The sequence below is a fragment of the Agarivorans sp. OAG1 genome (assembly GCF_037076485.1).
GTDB classification, from domain to species: Bacteria; Pseudomonadota; Gammaproteobacteria; order Enterobacterales; family Celerinatantimonadaceae; genus Agarivorans; species Agarivorans albus.
Genome location: NZ_AP028990.1, coordinates 4,622,356 through 4,638,530 on the forward strand (window position 1 = coordinate 4,622,356; position 16,175 = coordinate 4,638,530).

At 45.9% G+C, this 16,175-nt stretch carries 5 protein-coding genes; 2 read left to right on the top strand and 3 right to left on the bottom strand.

The window, feature by feature from the left end; genetic code table 11:
* Nucleotides 1–71: 71 nt before the first annotated feature.
* Complete coding sequence (gene pulA, locus OAG1_RS21030) at nt 72–7,265, bottom strand: pullulanase-type alpha-1,6-glucosidase (protein WP_338622699.1); 7,194 nt, start codon at nt 7,263–7,265, stop codon at nt 72–74.
* 368 nt (nt 7,266–7,633) lie between these two features.
* On the opposite strand from pulA, the gene OAG1_RS21035 reads away from it, so the two are divergent.
* On the top strand, nt 7,634–8,401 hold the full coding sequence (locus OAG1_RS21035) for an endonuclease (protein ID WP_338622701.1): 768 nt from the start codon (nt 7,634–7,636) through the stop codon (nt 8,399–8,401).
* Between the two features lie 137 nt (nt 8,402–8,538).
* A complete protein-coding gene (locus OAG1_RS21040; protein ID WP_152785235.1) occupies nt 8,539–9,804 on the top strand; it encodes a GGDEF domain-containing protein in 1,266 nt (421 codons plus the stop codon).
* A gap of 251 nt (nt 9,805–10,055) precedes the next feature.
* Here OAG1_RS21040 and OAG1_RS21045 read toward each other — a convergent pair whose 3' ends face one another.
* Nucleotides 10,056–14,273 (bottom strand): putative Ig domain-containing protein, encoded by a 4,218-nt coding sequence (locus OAG1_RS21045; protein ID WP_338622704.1) that lies wholly within the window; start codon nt 14,271–14,273, stop codon nt 10,056–10,058.
* Between the two features lie 300 nt (nt 14,274–14,573).
* Nucleotides 14,574–16,127 carry a M14 family zinc carboxypeptidase gene (locus tag OAG1_RS21050; protein ID WP_338622706.1) on the bottom strand — a complete coding sequence of 518 codons (1,554 nt, stop codon included), beginning with the start codon at nt 16,125–16,127 and terminating at the stop codon, nt 14,574–14,576.
* Between the last annotated feature and the right edge of the window lie 48 nt (nt 16,128–16,175).

Genomic DNA, 16,175 nt, shown 5'->3' on the forward strand with positions numbered 1-16,175 from the left:
GATACCACCGCTGTTATTGCTAATAAAAAAGCCGCTTTAAAGCGGCTTTTTTAGTTTTTACATACTAAGTACTAACGCACCGTTAGGCTTATTGCCGCTGGGTCGGAGGCATCTAACACAAAGTCATAGCTTCCTGCAGCAGCTGGAGTAAAGCTTAAGTTTGCTCCACCGTCGAACAGTTGCAGCGGTAAGTCTGGATTTACCAGCGTTTCTGTACCGCCACCCAAATTGATGCTAGTCCAATCTGGATCGGCTAACTTGAACAAGTAAGTTTGCGCGTCTAACTGCACAGTAATCTCATATTTTCCGCTACCGTGATAAAGCATTTGGCTATCTGGGCCAGCGGCCCAGCCATTCATGTCACCACGTAGGTAAACTGGCGTATATTGGTAAGGAGCATAGGCTAAATCTGCTTCTACAATCAGTACCGGATTAGCTGGATCTTTCGCATCCAAAATTAGCACTAGAGGAGTCGCCTCTGTAAGCGTAATGCTCAAATTTCCGCCACTAGCAGCAAGAGTTTTAAAGCTTGCAGCCTCCAACTCGCCGCCATCTACACCTGCACCAAAGTTGAGGTTAGCCCAATTAGCATCAGCTAACTTGAACTCGGTGGTTCCAGCAGGGAAGGTGACGCTAACATCGTAGGTATCCGCACCTTTGAACTCAAAGGCGAGGCTAGTATCCCAGCCATTTAGATCGCCACGTAGGTATACGGTTTCGCTGTAAGGCTGAGCAGGCTCTTCGCCACCCACCAATAGGAACTTAGCTTCAAATGGCGCTAGCTCTATTTCAACAATTCCAGCAGCAAATGCGTATTGCTCATTGCTTTGCAGACCTTGGAAAGTATTGTGATTACCCAGTCCCATATACTCAGGTGGCAATACAGCCAATTGAGTTGTCGCGGTCATATTGGCAATGTAGAGAACTTGCTGCCCACCGAAGCTCTTCACATCGGCGTATAGTTCGCCAACGCTCAATACACTTAGGCGCTCACCTTGGCTAAGCGCAGGATAACTTGCGCGAAGCTGCATAAGTTCGGCGATGTAGTCGCGAAGCTCAGCCTGTTGGGCATTAGCGGTAAATACTTCACCGCCTTGCTCGCTGGCTAATCCTTCCACTTTACCGCTAGAACGAGATACATGGTCATCACACAAACCTGCAATTGCTCCAACGCCGCCGTCACTCGCACAATCTAACCTTTCTGCAAAATTAGCCACTTCATCACCAATCTCATCACCGTAGTACAGTGTAATTGGGCCAGTGTACGCAGCTAAGAAGGCGTAAGCCGCTTTGTGACGTTGCCAGTACTCAGCATCACTAGGCTCGGCAATACCAGCACGTTGCAGTAAATCGCCAAAGCGAACCACATCATGATTGGTAATCATTAAGTTAGGAATGGCGTGCTCTGGGTATACTGCATGGGTATCAAATATACCTGCAAGTGTAGAGGCATCGGTAAAGAAGAAGCCATCTTCTTGAGCAGCAAAGTTTTGCACTACGCGGTAACGACCAGGGAAGTCGAAGGCGCTACATAAACCGTGTTGCTCATTGGTTCCGTAGCCGGTTTCGGCAATTTGGTCTTCGCCTGACCAGATTTCGGCAACCATGTAACCCAGTGGATTAACGGTTTCGCCATTCATCTGGTAGCTTACACCTTGCGAAGCTTCAGCCACCGCTTGGCGGATTTCGCCCCACGCACCTACCGGTACTTGATAAGCTTGGTCTAAGCGCCAGCCATCAATTTTTAGTTCTTCGATCCAGAACTTGGCGACTTCTTTAAAGAAGGCCAAATCTTCTGGATACTCAGATCGGCGGCCAAGGCTACCTTGTGCAGGCCCTGTTTCGGTAACTGCTCGGCCGTTTGGCGATGCGTAGTCTTGAGCATTTGATTTAAAGTGACCAAATACACCATCGAAGAATACATACATGCCGCGGGCGTGAGCTTCATCAACCAAGGTTTTAGCTAACTGCATATCACCAAAATTAGGGTCGATATTGAAGTAGTTAGTAGCAAAGTAACCCGTTGCATCTAAGCGATCTATCCAGTGCTCTTGGCCATCAACCGCTACTGTCTCAAACACAGGCGTGAGCCAAACGGCATTCATACCTAGTGATTGAATGTAATCTAGCGAGTCGATAATGCCTTGCAAGTCACCTTTGTGATGGCTGCTGCCATAACCAGTGCCATAATCTGCATTACTGTCACCGTCGATAAAGGCTTCGGTCATTACTTGGTAAATGCGCAAGTCGTTGAACTTAGCTTGGTCTTCGGCAGCACATTGGAAAGCAAGATAGTCATACTCTGGCTCTTCGCTATAACCTTGGAACGCTAGTTGGCGAGTAGCATATTCGCGACCATCGGCAATAACCGCAACAGCACGCTCAGGGTAGGTTGTTAGATTAAGCTGTAAATCAGCCTCTACCACCTTGTTTAACGCGCCATCTCGAATGATGTAGTTGAAACAACCGTCTAGTGTGGCTAGGTCTACTTCCCAGTAAGGGCCATATTCATCAACACCCGCGGGTGCGATGCTTTGATCGGCCCAGTCTAGTGTCATGCTTGGATCTGCTGCGCTACAGCTTGCATCATTCCAAATGTACAGTGACCAGCTAGCGTATTTAGTGGCTGGGTCAGTCACTGGCGACTCGGCATCAACAAAGCTAATTACCGCTTTTCCATCGGCCACTGCTGGCTCTGGGATCTCGGTTTTAACCGTGCCAATTTCACACACATTTAAAGTGGCTTGGTCACCCGATACATCTAGGTTAAAGGCGTAACGACCTTCACTAAGAGTAATGCTGTTATTGCTTAAGCCTGCGTCACCACTTACTGCACGGTACTCAACATCGGTTTCAAGCTCAATCAAGCTGTCGTCTTCCAACACAAAATACTGGGTGCCCCAATCGTCGGTGGCCAGCTTAAACATGAAGGTGCCGTTAAATTCAGCTACCGCCTGATAAAGACCATTACCTTTATGACTAAAGGCGTAGGCTGCGTCCCAAGCCCAATCTGAGTTTTCACCACGAATGGCTAAGGCTTCAACAAGTGGACCGTCTTCTGCCACAGTAGCTAGCTCGCTACACACTGCGCCAACATCTGCAAAACTTACCGATAGACTAGGTGCTGCAATATCAGAGGCATTAAGCGTAAAGGTATAATCTGATGATGCAGCTACGCTCAAACTTAGGTTGTCGTTGCTACCCGGTTGCAGGGTTACGCTTTCGCCACCAGCCACTAAAGCTAAATCACCGCCCAAGTTAACCGTACTCCAATCGGCACTGGCTAACTTAAAGCCATAATCACCCGCAGCAAGATTAAGGGTTTGGCTGTAAATACCACCGCCAGTGTAGCTAAATGGTAAGCTCTCGCCCCAACCATTCATGTCACCGCGCAGTAATACCGCTGTATCGCCATAGGGTGCTTCTTCAACTTGGGAAGTAATGCTTACCGTTGCGATGCTCGGATCAGCCTTGTCTACGGCAAAGCTAATCAAGTATTGGCCATCTTCTGCAATGGTCACACTTAGGTTGTCAGCACCGGTAACAATTGGCAACGAACCTTGAGCAACCACAGCACTAAAGCCACCGTAGTTAACCCCTTGCCCGCCCCAATCTGCATCGGCAAATTTAAACTCGTAGCTGCCTGCCACTAGTTCAACTAAGGCGCTGTATTCACCGGCGTAGACGTACTCTAGTGGGTTGTCGGTAGACCAACCATTCATGCCACCACGCAGGTACACCACGGTGTCACCAAAGGTAGGTTGGGCTGGGTCGTACTTATCAGTAACCGGAATACCCACTCCTTGCTCATTACCTTGCGGCAGAACAAATACTACGGTGCTGTAGGCAGGTAGGTTAATCGCAGTGCCGTTAACACTTGCCGAGGCTAGCACAGAATCAACAGACTGTGCCTGGCTAGGGTGTAGCTCTAAACCGGCAATGCCAGTATTAAAACCAACAAGATCAGCTCCCGCGTTAAAGGCAATTAAGATAGCGTCGTAGTTAGGGTCAAGATCTTCAAGCCCTGCGCCATCGTTCACCGACATAAGAATTAGACCCGGCGTTTGAGCGCTGCCCATGTTGTGGTAATCCACACGAGTATTAATCGCCTCTGCGCTACCCAAACCAATTAATGGTGTGGCGTTACGTAGTGCTAGGTACTCATTAAACACCGCTTTAGCTTGGGCAATGTCCCCAGCTGCTACATCGGTGCTTGGGTCAGCGATAATCTGGCCAATTAGTGGATAATTACCATCAAGACCATCTTTGCCATAACGTGGTAAACCCACATTCCAGTTATTGTCTTGAGCGGTGAAATCTACCTTGTTGTACCAATCACCCGAGTCGTAGCTGTCTCGCTCCATAGATTTAGAACGAAGAACATCAGAGCCCATGTGAATAAATGGTACGCCTTGGCCTAATAGCGGGAAGCTCAAAGCAAAGCTTTGCGCACGCACGCGATCGCTAGGGCTCATACCGCTTGGCAATTTGTACTGGTTAATGTCCCACAGTGTTTGGTTGTCGTGCTTAGACACGTAAGACACAGCCTCTAAAGGTGAAGCTGTGTAACCGGTAGGCTGACCGTTGTAGTCAACCTCGCTGCCTAATACCACTTGGTCATTTGCATCTATGAGTTTAAAGCTAGACAACAAGCCCGCCAGCTCTACCCGTGCAATGTCGGTATGCTGCAGCAATACTAGCTTGGTGGCATCATCGCTGGCATTTAGCTCATTGGGATCATGGAACAAACCATTGGCCAAACCTTGAGAACCGCGAATCGCTTCGGCGCTATCAAATGGGCTGCCGCCACGAACTACGTCGCGCATCCGATCGGAGAATGAGCCAATACCGGTTCCGGCTAAGTTAAGCTGAGTTGCTTGAACAAAACGAGCATCGTTTTGTACTTCACCAAAATTCCAACCTTCACCGTAGAAGTAGTTGTCTGGATCAGCCGCTTTAACCGCCGCTAAAGATTCTTCCATGGCCGCTAAAGGCTGATGACCCATGAGGTCAAAGCGGAAGGCATCGATGCCGTAATCACGCGTCCAAATGACCAAAGTGTCTTTCATCAACTTGGCCATCATGGCGTGTTCGGTGGCAGTATTGTCACAACAGGTAGAGGTTTCTACCGCACCAGTAATGGCATTGCGACGCTGGTAATAACCAGGTACCACTTTATCAAGCACTGATTTATCGTTTAGGCCAGAGGCATTAGTGTGGTTATACACCACGTCCATGGCTACCCGTAAACCCATTTCGTGCACCGACTGCACCATGGCGCGGAATTCTTTAATTCGCGCAAAACCATCTGGGTTACTGGCATAGCTGCCTTCAGGTGCGCCAAAGTGGAATGGGTCGTAACCCCAGTTAAAGCCGTCTAACCAGCGTAATGAGTCAACAATGTCGTCGGCACATTGGGTGCTAGGGTCACAGGCTTCTAATAAGTCGGCAATCACCGCACCATTAGATTCAACGCCACACAAGGCATTGTCTGGCTGAATGCTACACAACTTGCCCACGGTGTCGCTAATTTCAACACGGCGAGCTTCGTCTTCTTCAACGGTGGCGATGTCAAAAACAGGCAACAAATGTAGGTGAGTAAGGCCAGCTTGTTTTAACTCGGCAAGGTGCTGCATTGGCGCAGAATCAAGCTCGGTAAAGGCTAGGTACTTACCGCGGTTCTCTTCACTAGTTGATAGGTCATGCGCACTAAAGTCACGTACATGGGCTTCGTAAATGCTCATGTTAGTCATAGGCAGTTCGGGCACTACGTGAGAATCCCAACCGGCTGGTTTGGTTTTACGGTGTTCTAAATCAACAACTTGCGAATACAGAGAGTTAGTCGCCAAGCTTAGCGAGTAGGGGTCGGTTACCTCTAGCGTTTCTACTTCACCAGAAGCTGGGTGATAAACCTCTACCACGTAGCGATAAAATTGGCCGTGTTTAACTCGCGTATCAACTAACCAAGTACCTAAGTCTGCTTGCCACTCCATTGAGTAGGCGCGCTTAGCTTTTTTACGTTTGTTGTAAGTTTGCAGAGTTACCGATTGAGCCGTTGGTGCCCAAAGTTGGAATTGATAACCTTTTTGGCTAGGGCTTACGCCTAGCTGAACGGCATCATCATTGGCCGCGGCATATAAGCTATCTAACGCGCCAGCAAACTGCACCTCGGTAGTTTTATACACATAACCTTCGGCGGTAAGCGCCATCGCAACCACTTCGCCTTTCAGCAAGCTCTTTAGGTCTGCATCATCTGGTAGTTGATAAGCAGAGCTAAAGTCTAGGTGAGGGAAGGCGGCTTGCGCTTCATCACTCACTTGGCCCGGCTCTAACATCACCATTTGGTAAGCGCCATCTACAGTGCCATCACTATTTACCGTAAAGCTGCCATCGGCAGATGAGTACAAACGTACATAATCTGCAGCAATAGCGTCTGCCCATACCAAGGTGTTTGCATCAACCAAGTGGGCCGAGGCATTAATAATGCCCAAACCAGGAGGGTTAGTATTCCAAGCCTCTTCGCGGCTATCAAATACTTGGCTATTACCTTGAATAACGCTCACGCTGCGATCGGTGAACTGGTCAAAAGAAATAGCTAGATCGGCATCAATTAACTTAGAAAGGCTACCGTCACGAATAATCACGTTGGCACAGCCAGACTCTTTATTTAAGTCCACTTCCCAGTAGGGACCATATTGATCATAACCTGCTGGTACCAGAGATTGATCGGCCCATTCGGTATTCAATGCCGACTCAGCAATGGCATCACAAGCAGCGTTGTTCCATAAATGAAGCGACCACGAGGCGTAATCCGCAGCAGCATCTTCACGAGTGACTGCTGCTGGGTCAATATAGTTCAAACGCAGCTGATTTGGGCCAGCCAGTGCTAACTCTGTTGGCGGCGTAAGGTCAATATTGGGGTTAGCAACAGGTGGGAAATGCGGCTCCCAAGGCTTGTCGACACAGGCAACAATAAGCTGCATGTAGTCTTGTTCGGCCATCACGTCTTGTTCGGGGGTAACCGTACAAGATTGCGTCATCGGCTCGTCAACAACCGCAACGGTAAAGGCTTGCTCCGCTGGTAATTTAGTTTTAAATACAAAAGGACCATCTTGAGTGATGGCCAATGGTTTTTTCTCGTTTAACTGTAGGCTTAACTTGCCGTTTAAGCCCTCTACTTCTCCGCCAACGTTATAACACGCCGTTAAGAGAAGCGATCCAGCCACTACTGCTGAATGCTTTGTCCACCCGCTGAATAAAATCATCTACAACATATCCTTGTTGTGTTTGGTTTGCTGCCAGTAAGTCTTCCTACTACTTAATGGGCTCTGGCAGATTAGCTGCCCTAACAAGGGCAAAACGGCTCAAAGATAGTTCAGCCTGAATGAGATTTTTGTGACCTAGCGCGCCCTTTGAAACTTTGCAAAAAAGCCAGAAAATCAGCTAAATACGCCCGAGCTAGGCAGTGCCTGATAGAAAACGCTTTCAAAGCCAAGTAAGTTTTTTTTACTTTTTTTGTCAATAAACCCCCAGCAATCAAACAAAGCTGAACTCAGTTATTGATAGTTAGCTGTACGACCTAGCCGCATGCTAAATTTTGGGCTGTTTTTTTACGGTTATTTATAAGATTAAGATGTACTTAAAAACAGCCCTACGTAGCCTAGCCAGCTATGCCTTATTGTTTGCCCTTTCCTTACCTTCTCTTGCGCTTGCTAATGGCAATCAAAGCATTGAATCATTTACCACCGCCAAGCGACTTTTACTGCAACAGGTATACGCAGAGCCAAGTACCCGTAAAACACTGTATTGCGAGGCTAAGTTTGATGAGAATAAAAATGTCACACTTAATTCTGGTTTTGCTACCGGCAAATATCTTAACCGATTAAGACGTTACGAGACCGAGCACGTTGTGCCAGCAGAGAACTTTGGCCGCAACTTTACTGAGTGGCGTGAAGGCCACCCCAAATGTGTCAATTCAAAAGGCAAAGCCTACAAGGGCAGGCGCTGTGCAGAAAAAACCAATGCAGAATACCGCTTAATGCAAGCCGACATGTACAACCTGTATCCGGCTATTGGCGCGGTAAATGCGGCGCGCTCTAACTACAACTTCACTATGTTAAGTACTCAGCAATCTAGTTTTGGTAGCTGCGATATGCGTATAGAGAACCGTAAAGTACAACCGCCTGAATCCTCGCGAGGGCCAATAGCACGCAGTTATTTATACATGGATGCCACTTATAGCCGATTTACCATGAGCAGCAGTCAACGCAAGTTAATGCAAGCTTGGGACAAGCTTCATCCGGTTAGCCCTCTAGAATGCCAAAGAGCCACGCTGATTGCGCAAACTCAACAAAACAACAATCCCATTTTGGCGTCACGTTGCATAAATCTTGAGAACTAAAACCCTAAATTTGTGCTGTATATGGAATTTGCAAATAGAGATATTCTTATAATTGCGTAGTACAACCCTTTATAAAGCATGGATTTAGTGAATAATACCAAGGTAAAGTTTTTGTTCTGTCCACGCTAAAGCACACTATGAATCAGCAACAACGCGACATTTATTACCCGGTACTATTTCTGATCTCTTTGGGATTGGTGCTTTGGCAGTACCTAGGCATGGAGCGACACCTTAATTACTCACTAAACGAAGAATCCCCCATCTCTCTTTCTACTCAGCTCGCCGATGGTCGTGTTGGCAAAGGCTTGTTATTGCGCCAACAAAACAAAGCCACGCTATTTTGCAATATCTCCAATAGCCAGCAACCCGATGCCTGTGCTTTGCAGTTAAAGTTAGTGGAAAATAATCAAGCGGGCATCACTCTGGCCAACTTTGAAAACATCCAACTAAACCTGTCCTTTCAAAGCACCGCACCAGATTCCATTTGGCTACAGGTGTTTACTCAACACAATGCAAAACATTTACACCTATACCAACAAAGTATTTTGCCCAAGCAAGGGCGCGCGAGTTACAGCATAGATGTAGATAGCTTATATCAGCCCTCTTGGTGGCAGTTTGCTCAGGGTGAAAATCAACACTCGCAGCAAGATGCTAGGATCACCTACATTAGCTTGCTCACTGGTGACAATACTCTGGATAAAAATATCGAGTTATCGCTCCATTCAGTCCAGTTTTCTGGCAAATGGTTGCAAGCCAAAGATTTGTATTTAGCCTTGTTGGGGATCTGGTTAGTCAGTATTACTTACGCTTTTTTCAGTGTGACCCGTGGGGTAAAAGAGCAACACCAGCAATCAAATAAACACGCGCTAGAGCTAAATAAAATCAATAGCTACCTGAGCATTGAGCGTGATAACTACGAATTTATGGCCAAAACCGACCCGCTTACCAGCTGCTTTAATCGCGCCGGTTTAAGCAGTATTTTTGGCGACATCATTATCGAATACGCTGAAATTGGTATGCCTGCTAGTATCGTCTTATTCGACATAGACCACTTCAAAAAAATCAATGACCAATACGGCCACGACGAAGGCGACAAAGTACTGGTTAATCTAGCAAATTTGGTGCGCCAGCAAATTAGAGAAGGCGATTACTTAGCCCGCTGGGGCGGTGAAGAGTTTTTGGTGGTATGCACCCATACCCGGCTAAAAGGAGCCTGCGCACTAGCTGAACACCTTCGCCAAAGTATCGAAAACACCATCCTAAGCGAAGAAACACGCATAACCAGCTCTTTTGGCGTAGCCGAAATAAACTCTGGCTTCTTAGAGCAATGGATAAAACGTGCCGACGAAGCTTTATATCAAGCCAAAGAAGGCGGCCGCAATAAGGTAGTTGCGGCAAGTTAAGAGCTAGTACAAGTAACTAAGCTTGCTCTTTTAAGCTCTGTTTTTTGATGATATCAACCCACCTCCAATGCCTTTTCCCCTTAGTCACCGCAAAGCCATTATTTGCACAGTACCGCGCTTACACAGCTGACTCATAAGCGGATGAGCGTCAATGAACGCAATGCTGTTTGCCAATAAAAAAGGCGCTGGTGAGCGCCTTTTGTCAATCACGTGTCAACCCATATCAGGACGGGTCATATGAAACCTAAAACCTAAGGAGGACTTAACTCCAACAACTTGGCGTCGGCACTGGCTGAATCTAAGAAACCATAGAAAGTAGTATCTCCGGCATCCCAACCCGTTTTCGCTTCAAAAGAACCGTTATCCGAATCAGCAGCAGTGATTGGAATGATATTTTGGAAACCAGATTGCTTGAGGAATAAAACGCCAGCTTTCGCATGAAACTCCCAGCCATTTGGCAAGCTTGTTAAGGTAGTAGTGGTAACTTCCCAGCCTTGGTTATCAAATTCATTCACTAGATACCACGTTCGTTCTTGACCAAATTCATCAACAATAAGGCTCTCATTCAGCTGCAGATTATTATATGCATCTAAAGCTGGAATCACCGAGCTATCAATCTCAGCATAAGACTTACCCTCATCCATGGCTGCCCTCACTTTACCAGCCAAGTCAGTTACATCTTGACTATTCCACTCTCCGTAATCGTGACCAACCCAAATGCCAGTGTTGCCCTTCTCCCATACTCTTACCGATTGCCCAGCGTTATCAGCCGACAAGGTGAAGCTATAGTCATCCAAAGCAAAATGTTGATAAATGGTTCTGTTGATGGATAGCGATTCGCTTATTTGAGTCTCAGTAGATTGCCAATTATTAAACTCTATGCGCTCCCCTGAAGCGTCCAATTCTGCAGCATCTTTGCTACTGTTAATAACATAGCGTCTACCACTTTGCTCTGTAACAACTTCTCCATTTTCAACTTTCTTGGCTAGGGTATTCTCTGACCAATAGTCCGTAAGCTGCCATGGTGAGCTATAAACATAATGCGAATACTCTTCAAAGTTCTCCGTATCCGACATCAACATTGGGCCAGTAGTGCTTTCTACATTTGACAGCGTACCGTCTTCACAAGCTGAAACTGAGATAGCTCCTTTGTCCAAGTTAGCATTTAGTTCAATAGCGACTAAATAAACACCCGGAATATCGCTGTTGCCGAAAGACATTGAACTTAGTCCTTCAGGAGAAGCTAGTAAATGCAACTCAGTTTGTTCAGGGCTGCCATCTCCACGATAATCAGATGAATGAAACAGCGAAGTAAATTCTAGGTTTTCATCTAATGTAGAAATTTTAAAGTCAAAATATTGAAAAACATCAGCAAAGACTTTAGCTTGATAAGTATTGTTACCAACATAGTTCAGTTTGTGGCTATCAAGAAATGCAGTGGCATCTTCACCGCCATCAAACGTCCCTCGTATGTGCACTTCCTGTTGAAGCGGACCCAATTCATCCAATGGCTCCAAATCACAACTTGCATGGTTTACATATCGGCCAACAAAATCAACAACCTCACTATCTACGGTAGTTTCCGCTATGGCGTACTTATCACGCTCAAAGGTTAATGGACTTACAGCAAATACCGAGCCGTTTTCTTTTACTACATCAAACTCAAAACAGCCATCGCCCACTTCCGTATAAATATCAACATTGAACACTGCGCCCTGCACGTCAACCGAGCTAAGCGATATAGTCTCACCTACAGCGCTTTTGTCGGAATAAGCTTTGGTTAAGCTATTACATATGCCTGTATTTTCAACCCGCAGGCTATAGCTTGCATATAGCGCCTCTAATTCAGCTTGGTTTAAGCCAGCGGTTTGCTCGCTAGGAAGAGTAAATAACACGCTCACTTGCTCACGCGGCATCGCAGCTTCTCTGGCGATCTCTTCAGCAATAAGCGCATCTAATTTAGCTTGAGCTTCTGCTTGATCTAAATAGCCATAAAACGCTTGATTCGGATCCCAATACATTTGAGATTCGAAGTAACCCGTATCAACATCAGCATCAACCAACGGCACTGAGGTATAATTGTTACGTGAATAATCGTTACCACTGGTATCCAGCTCAACGATCATTCCACCAGGGACAACGTTAAAGCGCCAGCCGTTCGGTAGCTGTTCTAAACCTGTCTCTTGTAGCTCCCACTCCCCTTCAAACTGGTTGACTAAGAACCACGTTCTTACATCGCCATTTTCTTGGTAAACAAAACTATCGCTAAAACGCAGTACGTTATAAGCACTCAAGCCTGCAACCACACTTTCATCAATTTCAGCGTAAGATAAGCCACTATCTAAGGCGGCTTTAATTTTACTATCGAGTTCCTCGATATTCGTAGAGTTCCATTCAGGGTAGTCATGGCCAAGCCACAAACCCGAAGCTCCTTTCTCCCAAACTTTAACTGCTTGGCCAGGCTCTTCTTTAGTAAATGAATAGTTATCCAAGCCGTAGTGGTGATACTCGTTAAACTCTAAACTTAGGGTGTCAGATAGATCTGTTGTCGTATATTTCCAATCCTGAAACTTAATAGCTTGGCCATCAGAACCTAATTCAGCCATCCTGGTGTCATTGCTATATACATAACGCCCACCAGAACCTTCCGATACCTTTAAGCCATCAACTACTTTGCTTGATTCTTGGTAATCTTCCCAATAATTAGTAAGCTCACCTCGATCCCAACGGTATTGCGCATACTCTTCAAATACACCATTGATGCAACAAGTATAAACACTACCTCGCTTAGTGAACTCTCTTTCACCGTTTGGCGTTAGCGTTTCTTTGGTATAGTCATTTATCGTTCCATCTGCTGAAGAATCTCTCAGCTCCTCATTCGAAACAGAGCCGTCAGCAAAAGAGGTGGTCACTTGGGTTCTTCTAAAGTAAGGCTCTAGCTCTTCTTTATCTAAAGATTCACTGATTCTAGTTTTTACCTGTTCACCGCTTTCTAAGGTCTCAGAAGAATGTGTAACTCTTTGAACCCATTCAATTTGAGAAAGGTTTCCAGCATTAACAGCTGCTTCAATATCTATATCATCAAAGCTTTCATCATCGTCATAGCCACCTTCGTCAATTGAAGAAGACTCATCATGATATGCTAGGTATGAAAGCTGACCAGCTTCATCATGGGTTCCAACTCGATAAACTCGCCCTTTAAAAGTTCGAAGGTTGTCTTGGTTTAAATCGGTTTCCCAATAAAAATGAGCGGTATAAACCCCATCAGCTAAATAGTTTTCTGTCCAAGACTCTTTTTCATAAATCAGTGCTTCCTGATCCTCATCTAGCTTCCTTTTATAGTTAGCATCGGTGAGGTAACTAACGGACTCAGCCTCTACTTTTTTCGTACCATCGTCTAATAAGGTAGTAATTTTGCTTTGTTCAACTAGGAAGTAATCTTCTTTCCCAGTAATCCAGTTTTTTCGACTGCTTCGCTGGGTGGTAACCTCTACCGTTTGGTTATCTTCCAAATCTTGTTTAAGTTCTTGCTCTTTTTTAGCTGCTTCTTGGCGTTCGGTGGTGCGCTCTATCGCCTCTTTCGCTAAGGCTTCTTTAATCGCTTCACCAACATCATCAGACAAGAAGTCGCCTAAAATCACATCAAGGCCACCATCTAAGCCTAAGTCACCAATCACCTTGGTTTTTGCAGCCATTAGCTCCTGGTCAATTTGTTCGCTGGTTACAGAACCGCTAGCTAACAAAATTAGGCTCTCTTTTAACTCATCAACAACCAAAGAGGTAAACGGGGAAATCGCGGCTCCAGTAGGGTCAATGCTTTCATCTAAGTCAACCAATGGAGGAGCAGAAAGCACGACTGGATTTTCAGAGAAGTCTTCACCAGTATCTATATCTGTAGCTCCTTCGCCTAACAAGGCACGAATAGGCGCCGATTTTAAGCTGCTGATGTCGGAGCCTTTTAATGCCAAGGTGTAAGCACCGGTATTATCACTAATAGCGCTAGGCTCATCCTCGTCAAGTTGACCATTTAGGTTAAGGTCAAGAAAAACAACCGCACCAGCTACATAACCATCAATTACTTTACCGCTTAAGGCCATCACTCGGTTCACGGTCAATTCAAAAGAAGCCAAAGAAGCGCTTTCACTGCCATCACTTACACTAATAACAATATCTGAATAGGCGCTAATATCTGTCCGAGCGGGTGTTCCTGATAATTGACCCGTTGCTTCATCAAAGCTTGCCCAAGCAGGCTTGTTGGTAATCGAAAATGTTAGTTCATCGTTGTTTTCGTCGCTGGCAGTTGGAGTAAACGTAAATGCTACCCCCTCATCTATGCTCGTTTGCGGCGTACCACCAATATTGGGAGCTACATTTACAGGGGTTGAGTCGCCTCCACCACCTCCACCACACGCGGTTAGCGAAAGCGAGACAGCGATCAGCGAAGCCAACTTCGACTTGGCATACTTCATATTTAGAGTCCTTTCCAAAACTTGCTATTGTAAGTAGTAATTTTTATTAGAGTTTTTAGCCTAAAAAAAGGCCATTAACATCAACATGCTACAAATAAGAAATGAGTTAACAAGCATACAAAAAGGAAAAATGCTGTTATTTAGCGTTATGTCAAAAAATAAGACAAATAAACCCACAGAAAGATGATTTACCGCAATTGAGTGATTGGCAATGGTTTAAAAAAGTGCCGCTATTTAAACTAGCAGCACTTGATAAGCCTTTAAGAAAAACACGCATTAAAGCTAAAACAAATGATGAACTTACAAAGGATTATCTGGACAGTTGCCGCTAATGTACAAAGGTACGCCAATGCTGGGCTCTATGGGTATTAGCACGGAACCGTTGGTGGCTTGTGGCCCCCAATGTTCTACCGGTAAGCTTGCTTGTAAGCCTTGTGCTAAGGGGTAATCACAGAACCCACTACTGTCACTTGGCGCATTATCGCTGTAGTTGGCTAAAGTGGCGAGCGCTTCAAATAAGGCCACTCGATTTATCCAGATTTGTTTGCTCAAAAAGCTTGGGTCCGGTAGGCCTGGGTTAACGCCAATTTGCGGCTGACCAAGATGCACAGCTGTAACATCGGCACGTAAATCTTGTACAAAATTTACTGTCTCCCAACCACCAGCCGCCGCTCCAATATGTTGATAATTTGCTGTCGCGCCGCTACTAATATTTCCAGCGCCAAGTTGAACCTGAGAAAAGCGCCCGGTTGAACCTACAAATACCCGGTCGACTTTTTTCATCACTTTCACCGCCAAGCTTTGCGCTAAAAACTGTTGCGGTGAGCCCGGAAGTGCATCGGCAAAGGGACTTAACAATCGAAAGTTATGGGCGGTTTGGCCATGTAAGCAACTAACAGTGGGTAACTGCCCCAATACTTGGGCAGGTTTGATGGAGGTGAAATCTAATTGGCAGTCGGTTTTTTGTAAGTCGCCGTGTAAATCAAGAACAACTTCAGGCTGAAACGCTAATGCTGCAGCAACCATAGCTTGGCTTTCTAATGGGCGAATGGGTTTATCTAAAGTCACATGATGATAGCGGTTTAAATCGTAACCGCGACCGACAATGCCCACAAAGTCTGCTTCTGAATTATCGGCAAAGGCGCCGCCAGCCATGGGATCAACATTTTGGCGAATTAGCGCACAGTCATTATCGATCACCGTTCCCGGAATAGGATTCAAACTGCAATTATCTGGATCCGGTTCGCCGCCATCAGGGTTGGCACGCAATAAAACCAACAGATCTAAGTTAGCTAAGATGGTTTTAGTTTTGCGGCCAAAACCGGTGCTTAACCAACGAACAATGCTCAGGGCTGCTTCGGTGCCCGCCGGCTCATTGCCATGTTGCTGAGTAATCACCATCACTCGAGTACCATTAGGATTGCCCATGCGAATAGCCAACAGATCACGGCCTTGAGTGGATGCACCGACACGCTCAGGGTTAACATTGCCACGCCCACCGTCACTTACGGTACACACAACAGCTTGACGAATACTGTCGGCTTCAACTTGTTCACCACAGACCTGATAATTGATGTTTAAGTTTGCAGGAAGGGCTTGGTCAATATTTAACAAACCACCGTTGTTTCCGTTAATAATTAACGGTCCTGTTTGCATTTTCACCCTAGAAAAGTAGGGCAGGTAACTCAGCTGAAATTGCAAATCTTGATAACGAGACAGTTGCCAATAGTCTTGGCTATTTGATTGCCAGTGTAACTGTGGGGTGGCACTAATTGAGGCACTAGCTAGCCCCCCAATCAGCAAAGCCCAAAGCTTACTTTTACTTAACATCCATATCACTTCACGCATGTTCATTGATCATCCCTGATTTTTTGATGCTGGTTGTATGGTCAACATCTTGTC

Bases quoted from the DNA above. Each gene is read 5' to 3' on its own strand.
- OAG1_RS21035 (WP_338622701.1), top strand. From the start codon at position 7,634: ATGTACTTAAAAACAGCCCTACGTAGCCTAGCCAGCTATGCCTTATTG.
- OAG1_RS21050 (WP_338622706.1), bottom strand. From the start codon at position 16,127: ATGAACATGCGTGAAGTGATATGGATGTTAAGTAAAAGTAAGCTTTGG.
- OAG1_RS21040 (WP_152785235.1), top strand. From the start codon at position 8,539: ATGAATCAGCAACAACGCGACATTTATTACCCGGTACTATTTCTGATC.
- pulA (WP_338622699.1), bottom strand. From the start codon at position 7,265: ATGATTTTATTCAGCGGGTGGACAAAGCATTCAGCAGTAGTGGCTGGA.
- OAG1_RS21045 (WP_338622704.1), bottom strand. From the start codon at position 14,273: ATGAAGTATGCCAAGTCGAAGTTGGCTTCGCTGATCGCTGTCTCGCTT.